The sequence below is a fragment of the Pseudomonas meliae genome (assembly GCF_001400515.1).
Classification (GTDB): domain Bacteria; phylum Pseudomonadota; class Gammaproteobacteria; order Pseudomonadales; family Pseudomonadaceae; genus Aquipseudomonas; species Aquipseudomonas amygdali.
Genome location: NZ_LJQT01000385.1, coordinates 1 through 7266, shown reverse-complemented (window position 1 = coordinate 7266; position 7266 = coordinate 1). Strand labels below are relative to the sequence as shown.

Genomic DNA, 7266 nt, shown 5'->3' with positions numbered 1-7266 from the left:
ATTTTGTCTACACCCTCTTACTATCGGCGGAACTTCCCATGCACCAGACACTCAGCCATCTGCGCTACCCCCTCACCGCCCTCGCCCTTATCGTTATCAGTGCTTGCGGCCGCGCGCCGGAAGCCACCAGTACGCCTGGCGCAGCCAAGGTCAGCGTGGCCAAGGTGCTGGAGCAGCCGATCAACGAATGGGATGAATTCACGGGTCGTCTTGAAGCACCGGAAACCGTCGAGGTACGCCCAAGGGTGTCTGGTCAGATCGATCAGGTAGCGTTCACCGACGGTTCGCTGGTCAAAAAAGGCGATCTGCTGTTCCAGATTGACCCGCGTCCGTTCCAGTCCGAAGTTCGTCGTCTTGAGGCGCAACTGCAACAGGCCCGTGCCGTCGCACTGCGCAGTGACAATGAAGCCCAGCGCGGCGAGCGTCTGCGTACCAACAACGCGATTTCCGCCGAGCTGGCCGACTCGCGCACCACCTCGGCGCAGGAAGCCAAGGCCGGTGTCGCGGCCATTCAGGCGCAGCTGGATCTGGCTCGACTGAACCTCAGTTTTACCCGTGTTACTGCACCGATTACAGGTCGTGTCAGTCGCGCAGACATCACCGCCGGCAACATTGTGACCGCAGATGTCACCGCGCTGACCAGCGTGGTCTCCACCGACAAGGTCTACGCCTACTTCGACGCAGACGAACGCGTGTTCCTCAAGTACACCGAGCTGGCCCGCAAAGGCCAGCGCGGCCAGACCACTCCGGTGTACCTGGGCCTGTCCAACGAAACCGGCAACCCGCACCTGGGCCAGATGAACTTTGTCGACAACCAGGTCAACCCCAGGACCGGCACCATTCGCGGTCGTGCGGTGTTCGATAACGCCGACGGTGATTTCACCCCCGGCCTGTATGCCCGTCTGAAACTGGTGGGCAGTGGCACCTACTCGGCGGTGCTGATCAATGACGAAGCAGTGGGCACCTACCTGGGCAAGAAGTTTGTGCTGGTGATGGACAAGGACAACAAACCTGCCTATCGGGCTGTCGAACTGGGCCCGAAAATCGAAGGTCTGCGCATTGTGCGTAACGGTCTGGGCAAGGACGACACCATCGTCGTCAAAGGCTTGCAACGCGTGCGTCCCGGCCAGCCTGTGGACCCTGAGGTGACACCGATGGCCAGCGCCGACACCCTCGCAGCATTGCTCAAACAACGCCAGGCTCTTGAAGCCAGCAACCTGCCACAAGTGGCGCCCAAAGCGGCCGTCAAAATCGCCAGCGCCACTGCGCCGCGCGGCTAAGGGACTTGTCCGATGAACTTCTCCAAATTCTTTATTTCCCGGCCGATCTTTGCCGCAGTGCTGTCGCTGCTGATCCTGATCGCCGGTGCTATCTCACTGTTCCAGCTGCCGATCAGTGAATACCCGGAAGTAGTGCCGCCCACAGTAGTCGTGCGCGCCAACTTTCCCGGCGCCAACCCCAAGGTGATCGGCGAAACCGTAGCCTCGCCACTGGAACAGGCCATCACCGGTGTGGAAGGCATGCTCTATATGTCGTCCCAGGCCACTGCCGACGGCAAGCTGACCCTGACCATCACCTTTGCGCTGGGCACTGAACTGGACAACGCGCAGGTGCAGAACCGTGTGACGCGTACCGAGCCCAAGCTGCCGGAAGAAGTGACGCGCATCGGCATTACCGTGGACAAGGCCTCCCCCGACCTGACCATGGTTGTGCACTTGACCTCGCCGGACCAGCGCTACGACATGCTGTACCTGTCCAACTACGCAGTGCTCAACATCAAGGATGAGCTCGCGCGACTGGGCGGTGTCGGTAACGTGCAACTGTTCGGTATGGGCGACTATTCGCTGCGGGTCTGGCTGGACCCGAACAAGACTGCCTCACGCAACCTGACCGCCACCGATGTGGTCAATGCAATTCGCGAGCAGAACCGTCAGGTTGCCGCAGGTCAGCTGGGCTCCCCGCCCTCGCCGAATGCCACCAGCTTTCAGATGTCGATCAACACCCAGGGCCGCCTGGTCACCGAGGAGGAGTTCGAAAACGTTGTGGTTCGTGCAGGCGCTGACGGCGAAATCACTCGTCTGAAGGACGTTGCACGCATCGAGCTGGGCTCCAGCCAGTATGCGCTGCGCTCGCTGCTGAACAACCAGCCCGCCGTGGCCATCCCTATTTTCCAGCGGCCCGGCTCCAACGCCATCGACATCTCCAACGATGTACGGGCCAGAATGGCCGAGCTGAAAAAGAGCTTCCCGGAAGGCATGGACTACAGCATCGTCTATGACCCGACGATCTTCGTGCGCGGCTCCATCGAGGCGGTGATTCACACCCTGTTTGAAGCACTGATCCTGGTCGTGCTGGTGGTGATCCTGTTCCTGCAGACCTGGCGCGCTTCGATTATCCCGCTGGTGGCCGTACCGGTCTCGCTGATCGGCACCTTTGCTGTCATGCACATGTTCGGCTTCTCTCTGAACGCACTGTCATTGTTCGGGCTGGTGCTGGCAATCGGCATCGTGGTGGACGACGCCATCGTGGTGGTGGAGAACGTCGAACGAAACATCGAGCTGGGGCTTGAACCGGTTCAGGCCACGCACAAGGCGATGGCCGAAGTGACCGGACCGATCATCGCCACCGCGCTGGTGCTGTGCGCGGTGTTCGTACCGGCAGCGTTCATTTCCGGCCTGACCGGACAGTTCTACAAGCAGTTCGCACTGACCATCGCCATCTCGACAGTGATTTCGGCCTTCAACTCGCTGACCCTGTCGCCTGCGCTGGCCGCGGTACTGCTCAAAGGCCACGATGCACCCAAGGATCGTTTCTCGCGTTTCCTTGACAGAATCCTTGGCGGCTGGCTGTTCCGTCCGTTCAACCGCTTCTTCGAAAAAGCCAGTCATGGCTATGTCGGCACCGTCGCGAGGGTCATTCGCAGCAGCGGCATCGCGCTATTGGTGTATGCAGGCCTGATGGTCCTGACCTGGCTGGGTTTCGCCAGCACGCCGACCGGTTTTGTACCCAGCCAGGACAAGCAATACCTGGTGGCCTTTGCCCAGCTGCCGGACGCTGCCAGCCTCGACCGTACCGAAGACGTCATCAAGCGCATGTCCGAGCTGGCACTTAAACAGCCGGGCGTGGAAAACGCGATTGCCTTCCCCGGCCTGTCGATCAACGGCTTTACCAACAGCCCTAACAACGGTGTGGTATTCGTCGCCCTCAAACCGTTTGAGGAGCGCAAGGACTCCAGTCTGTCAGCCAACGCCATTGCCGGCGCCCTGAACGGCCAGTTCGCGTCGATCCAGGAAGCGTACATGGCGATCTTCCCGCCACCTCCGGTACAGGGGCTAGGCACCATCGGCGGTTTCCGCCTGCAGATAGAGGACCGTGGCAACCTGGGTTACGACGAGTTGTACAAGGAAACCCAGAACATCATTGCCAAGAGCCGCAGCGTGCCGGAACTGGCCGGGTTGTTCACCAGCTATACCGTGAACGTGCCGCAGGTGGATGCCGCCATCGACCGCGAGAAGGCCAAGACGCATGGCGTTGCGGTCAGCGACATCTTTGACACCCTGCAGGTTTATCTGGGCTCGCTGTATGCCAACGACTTCAACCGTTTTGGCCGCACGTATCAGGTCAATGTCCAGGCAGAGCAGCAGTTCCGTCAGGATGCCGACCAGATCGGTCAGCTCAAGGTGCGCAACAATCTGGGAGAAATGATCCCGCTGGCAACCTTCGTCAAAGTCAGTGACACCGCAGGTCCCGACCGCGTAATGCACTACAACGGCTTCATCACGGCAGAAATCAACGGTGCTGCCGGTCCGGGCTTCAGCTCTGGTCAGGCTCAAGCGGCGGTCGAGAAACTGCTGCGTGAAGAGCTGCCCAACGGCATGATTTACGAGTGGACTGACCTTACGTACCAACAGATTCTTTCAGGCAACACGGCGCTGTTCGTCTTCCCGCTGTGTGTTCTGCTGGCATTTTTGGTACTGGCGGCTCAGTACGAAAGCTGGAGCCTGCCGCTGGCGGTGATCCTGATCGTACCAATGACCCTGCTTTCGGCGATTGCCGGGGTGATGATTGCCGGTAGCGATAACAACATCTTCACCCAGATCGGGCTGATCGTACTGGTGGGCCTGGCGTGCAAGAACGCGATTCTGATCGTCGAGTTCGCCAAGGACAAACAGGCCGAGGGAATGAGCCCGCTGGATGCAGTGCTGGAGGCATGCCGACTGCGCCTGCGTCCGATTCTGATGACGTCCTTCGCGTTCATCATGGGCGTAGTACCACTGGTGCTTTCCAGCGGTGCAGGTGCGGAAATGCGCCATGCCATGGGGGTCGCTGTGTTCTCCGGGATGCTGGGGGTCACGTTCTTCGGCCTGCTGCTGACGCCGGTGTTCTACGTGCTTATCCGTAATTACGTCGAACGCCAGGAGGCCCGCAAGGCCGCCAGGGCACAAAGACTGCAAAACCTGCCTGCGGAGATGCATTGATGAGCGCGTTCAAACTTTTCCTCCCGAGCCTGCTGGTCATGGCGCTGGCGGCCTGCGCCGTCGGCCCGGACTACAAGGCACCGGTTACGGCGCCAGCACAACTGGCGTCCGCAGCCCAGGGCAACTATGACCGCAGCAAAGTGGACACCGTCTGGTGGCAGCAGTTTGAGGACCCTACCCTCAATAAACTGGTAGCCAGGTCGCTGGACGGCAACCGCGATCTGCGCGTTGCCTTTGCCCGCCTGAAAGCCGCACGGGCGATTCGCGATGACGTTGCCAACGACGCCATGCCGGTGATCACCAGCCGGGCCAGCAGTGACCTGGGCAAGGGTCAGCAACCTGGTGTTACCGAGCGGCGCGTCAATAGCGAGCGGTATGACCTTGGCCTGGATATGGCCTGGGAGGTCGACCTGTTCGGACGTATTCAGCGCCAACTGGAAGCCAGCGATGCCGATCAGGAAGCCGCCGAAGCCAACCTGTATCAGCTTCAGGTGACTCTGATTGCCGAGGTGGTAGACGCCTACGGGCAGCTACGCGGCGCACAGCTGCGTGAAGCCATTGCCCGCGACAACCTGAAAAACCAGCAGAGCTCTCAGGACGTGACCACCCAGTTGCGTGATGCCGGCGTGGGCAATGAACTGGACGTGGTGCGTGCCGAGGCACGACTGGCAGCCGTTGAAGCGACCGTGCCGCAGTTGCAGGCCGAACAGGTTCGCCAACGCAATCGTATCGCCACGTTGCTGGGCGAGCGCCCGGAAAACCTCAGCGTCGACCTGAGCCCGAGCAAACTGCCTGCTATCGCCAAGGCTCTGCCGATTGGCGATCCGACACAGGTGCTGCGCAATCGGCCCGACATCCGCGCCGCTGAACGCCAACTGGCCGCCTCGACCGCACGCATCGGCGTGGCGACCCCCGATCTGTTTCCGCGGGTCAGTCTGAGCGGCTTCCTGGGCTTTACCGCTGGCCGCGGGTCGCAGATCGGTTCGTCAGCGGCCAAAGCCTGGTCACTCGGCCCCAGCATCACCTGGGCGGCTTTCGATCTGGGCAGCGTCCGGGCGCAGATTCGCAGCGCCGATGCAGATGCCGAGGGCGCGCTGGCCAACTATGAGCAGCAGGTATTGCTCGCTCTGGAGGAGTCGGAGAACGCCTTCAGCGATTACGACAAACGCCAGCAACGGCTGGTTTCGCTGATGCGCCAAAGCGATGCGAGTCGTTCCGCAGCCAGGCTGGCGTCAGTGCAGTACCGCGAAGGCACAGCGGACTTCCTGGTCCTGCTGGATGCCGAGCGCGAGCGTCTGGCGGCCGAAGACTCTCAGGCACAGGCAGAAATCGAGCTGTACCGCGGCATCGTGGCCATTTACAAGGCACTGGGTGGCGGCTGGCAACCTCAGGCCTGATACGCCAACAGGCCGTAAACCCGCCCCGCGCCCCTTCAGGACATNNGGGGCTTTTTTTGTCCGAACGCCGACGGCATCATGATTGTCGTTTGACAGCTGCCACCCACTCCCCGAAGCTGCAACCCGTCAAGCATTGGAAATCGATATGCCCAGACTTTCTACCAAGGGGTTATCGCCTCAACCCACTACTCGACATCGCTGGCTGATCGGCGCAGCGGCTGCGGCAATGCTGGCGCTATCACTGGCTTTCTGGTGGTGGCGCTTGCCTGTTCAGACAGCTCCCGCCAGGTTGAGCCACACCTACGCTCAGGCACTGGAACAGGCACACGACGGCAAGCCCGGCGCTGCACGCGTGCTGTACCAACAACTGGCACGAACCGACCTGTCTGACGAACAGCGCATCAACCTGCTCGCCGAATTGAGCGACTACCCCAGCCCTCAGGCCCTCAAATTGCTTGATGCCGCGCTGGGTGACAGATCCGCCAAGGTGCGCGAAGAGGCTATCGATGTCAGCGTCAGACTGGTCTCCAACAGCCAGCGCAGCCTGCTGCTGGGCCCATTACTGAACGACGACGAACAATCCGTCAGATTCCGCGCCACCAGTGCCCTGCTCGGCCTGTCACCTGATGAGCTGGGCCTGTACTTTGCCGTGCTGCAGCAAAGTGCCGAGGCGTTTCAGGAGTCGCTAAAGAGCCAGCCGCAAAACGCACAAAATCAGTTGCAACTGGCCAGACTGTACCTGCAGACCGGCGACCTGGAGCCGGCAGTCGCCGCGCTGCAGAGGGCCACAGCACTGGACCCGGGCAATATCGAAGCGGCGCTGGCGCACATCGAGCTGCTGGACCGCAAGGGCCAGGCCGAGCAGGCACGCAGCCTTTTTGCACAGTTGCTGGAACATAATCCTGGTTCATCCATGCTTCAGCACGCGCTGGGCATGTGGCTGCTTAACCACGGGCAGGCAGAGTTTGCTGTGCTCAGCCTGGCAAAGGCTACAGAGCTGGCGCCTGATAACACCGACTATCGCTATGACCTGGCGGTTGCCCTGCATTCGTTGCACGAGCTTGAGGCGGCGCAGAGGCAGTTGACGCAGATTGTTCAGAGCCAGCCTGCGAACCGAAAGGCCAGAGTGCTGCTGATTCAATACTGGAAAGAAAATGGTCAGTTGCAAAACGTGCAGATTCTGCTGGCAGAGCTCGAGCAGCAGAACCCCGACGACCCGGTGCTGCAACAGGGACTGTAGGGTCAGAAAGGCAAAAAAAGGCAGGCCAAGGGCCATCTTTTATGCCGCTACACGCCCTTTCATCCGCTGCCTTCAGACACTTCTGCTCTTTCCGCATCCGCCAGCCTTCATGTCTGTCAGATGTTTCTCCTTTTAAGGATTCTCCGATCAA

At 60.7% G+C, this 7266-nt stretch carries 4 protein-coding genes; all 4 read left to right on the top strand.

Annotated features, from left to right (window positions below; genetic code table 11):
- Positions 1–38 precede the first annotated feature (38 nt).
- Positions 39–1280, top strand: a complete 1242-nt coding sequence (mexE, locus tag ALO64_RS18005; RefSeq protein ID WP_044345420.1) for a multidrug efflux RND transporter periplasmic adaptor subunit MexE — start codon at positions 39–41, stop codon at positions 1278–1280.
- 12 nt (positions 1281–1292) lie between these two features.
- Positions 1293–4478, top strand: coding sequence for an efflux RND transporter permease subunit (locus ALO64_RS18000; RefSeq protein ID WP_044345422.1), 3186 nt, complete (start codon positions 1293–1295; stop codon positions 4476–4478).
- On the top strand, positions 4478–5875 hold the full coding sequence (locus ALO64_RS17995; protein WP_054991773.1) for an efflux transporter outer membrane subunit: 1398 nt from the start codon (positions 4478–4480) through the stop codon (positions 5873–5875). The genes ALO64_RS18000 and ALO64_RS17995 overlap by 1 nt, the downstream gene beginning before the upstream one ends.
- 145 nt (positions 5876–6020) lie before the next feature.
- Positions 6021–7115, top strand: a complete 1095-nt coding sequence (locus tag ALO64_RS17990) for a HEAT repeat domain-containing protein (RefSeq protein WP_002553303.1) — start codon at positions 6021–6023, stop codon at positions 7113–7115.
- Positions 7116–7266: the final 151 nt, after the last annotated feature.

Excerpts from the sequence above, each read along its gene's own strand:
- mexE (WP_044345420.1), top strand. The coding sequence starts at position 39 with ATGCACCAGACACTCAGCCATCTGCGCTACCCCCTCACCGCCCTCGCC.
- ALO64_RS18000 (WP_044345422.1), top strand. The coding sequence starts at position 1,293 with ATGAACTTCTCCAAATTCTTTATTTCCCGGCCGATCTTTGCCGCAGTG.
- ALO64_RS17995 (WP_054991773.1), top strand. The coding sequence starts at position 4,478 with ATGAGCGCGTTCAAACTTTTCCTCCCGAGCCTGCTGGTCATGGCGCTG.
- ALO64_RS17990 (WP_002553303.1), top strand. The coding sequence starts at position 6,021 with ATGCCCAGACTTTCTACCAAGGGGTTATCGCCTCAACCCACTACTCGA.